This is a genomic window from Variovorax sp. P1_H12_2 (assembly GCF_056405335.1).
The window spans coordinates 1-1,656 of sequence record NZ_JBFUCI010000702.1 but is presented as its reverse complement, the minus strand read 5'-3'; the positions used below and the strand labels follow the sequence as shown (position 1 = coordinate 1,656).

2 protein-coding genes are annotated in these 1,656 nt (G+C 66.7%); both read right to left on the bottom strand.

Translation table 11 applies throughout. The features are described from left to right. Window positions 1-209 precede the first annotated feature (209 nt). A complete protein-coding gene (locus AC1D2K_RS34355; RefSeq protein ID WP_478094864.1) occupies window positions 210-1,274 on the bottom strand; it encodes a branched-chain amino acid ABC transporter permease in 1,065 nt (354 codons plus the stop codon). 10 nt (window positions 1,275-1,284) lie between these two features. Further along, window positions 1,285-1,656, bottom strand: a 372-nt coding sequence (locus AC1D2K_RS34350; protein WP_478094863.1) for an ABC transporter permease subunit, incomplete at its 5' end; no start/stop codon positions are given.

The window sequence follows — 1,656 nt, the reverse complement described above, 5'->3', positions numbered from 1 at the left end:
CCCCAGTCGAGCCAATGGACCTCGCGGCCGGCGAGTTTCAGGTAGTTCGAGCTCGGAAGATTCATCTCAGTGCTCCACGACGCGATCGCGTAACCCGCGACACATGAAACCGGCGCAGCCAAATGCCAGGGATACCGCGGAACCGGCTTCGCCGGGCCGCTGGTATCGCCCCCTTGAGGGGGAGGCGCCGAAGGCGCTTCGGGGGTGTTTCACTTCAATGCCCTCGCGCGCAAACGGCCGACGATGCCGGTCGGGAAGTAATAGACGGAGAGCACGAACAGCACCCCCAGCCACAGCAGCCAGCGGTCGGGCGACAGCAGTGCCGACAGCCAGCCGAGGCCGCTGGCCGCTTCGCTGGCAATGCGCAGCAGGTCCTGCAGGTAGCTCTGTGCAATGACGAACAGCACCGCCCCGACCACCGCGCCGTAGATGGTGCCCATGCCGCCGATCACCACGATCAGGAGCACGTCGACCATGATCTCGAAGCTCAGCGAGGTGTCGGGCCCGTTGTAGCGCAGCCAGATCGCGAGCATCGCGCCGGCCAGCGTCGCGAACAGCGCCGACAGCACCGAGGCCGTGGTCCGATAGACCACCACGCGGTAGCCGATCGCCTCGGCGCGGAACTCGTTCTCGCGGATCGCCTGCAGCACACGGCCGAAGGGCGAGTTCACGATCCGCAGCAGCGCAAGAACCAGCAGCACCGTGGCGACGAAGAGCAGGTAGTAGCACAGCAGCCGGCCGTCGAGCGAGACGCCGAGGAAGGGCTCCTCGGCGAACTCGAAGCTCGACGAGATCAGCTCCGGCAGCTTGAAGGTCAGGCCGTCCTCGCCTCCCGTGAAGTCCGACAACTGCGAAGCCAGCGTCTGGAAGGCGGAGGCGACCGCCAGCGTGATCATCGCGAAGAAGATCGCCCTCACGCGCAGCGAGAACAGTCCGATCGCGAGCGACAGCACCAGCGAGACCGCGAGCGCGGCGCCGAGGCCGACCGCTACCGCGCCCCAGCTGGCGCCCAGGCGGCTGGCCGAGATCGCGATGCCGTAGGCGCCGATGCCGAAGAACATCGTGTGCGCGAAGCTCACGATCCCGGTATAGCCCAGCAGCAGGTCGAAGCTCGCCACCAGCACGATGAAGACCAGGATCTTGGCCGCGACGCTGAGCGCCTTGACGCCCGGGAACAGGAAGGGTGCGAAGGCCAGCGCCAGCACCAGGGCCGCGAGCAGCAGCGCCAGCAGGCGGCTGCGCGGCAGGTCGTTGGAAAGAAGACGGGACAGCATGGGTTTCTCTTCAACGATTGGCCACGGGGTACACGCCCTGCGGACGCCACAGCAGCACCGCCACCATCAGGAAGATGCTCGCGAACTGGGTCAGCGTCGGGACGATGAAGCCGATGTAGTTGGTCATCAGGCCGACCAGCAAGGCGCCGATCAGTGCGCCGGCGGTCGAGCCCAGGCCGCCGATGATGATCACGATGAAGATCAGCACATTGACCTGCGCGCCCATCTGCGGAATCAGGTTCTGCTGGAACAGGCCCCACATCACGCCGCCCAGGCCCGCGAGCGCACTGCCGACCACGAAGACGCCGACAAAGAGGCGGCCGATGCGGTAGCCGAGCGACTCGACCATCTCGCGGTCCTGCACGCCGGCGCGGATCAGGAG

Bases quoted from the DNA above. Each gene is read 5' to 3' on its own strand.
- AC1D2K_RS34355 (WP_478094864.1), bottom strand. From the start codon at position 1,274: ATGCTGTCCCGTCTTCTTTCCAACGACCTGCCGCGCAGCCGCCTGCTG.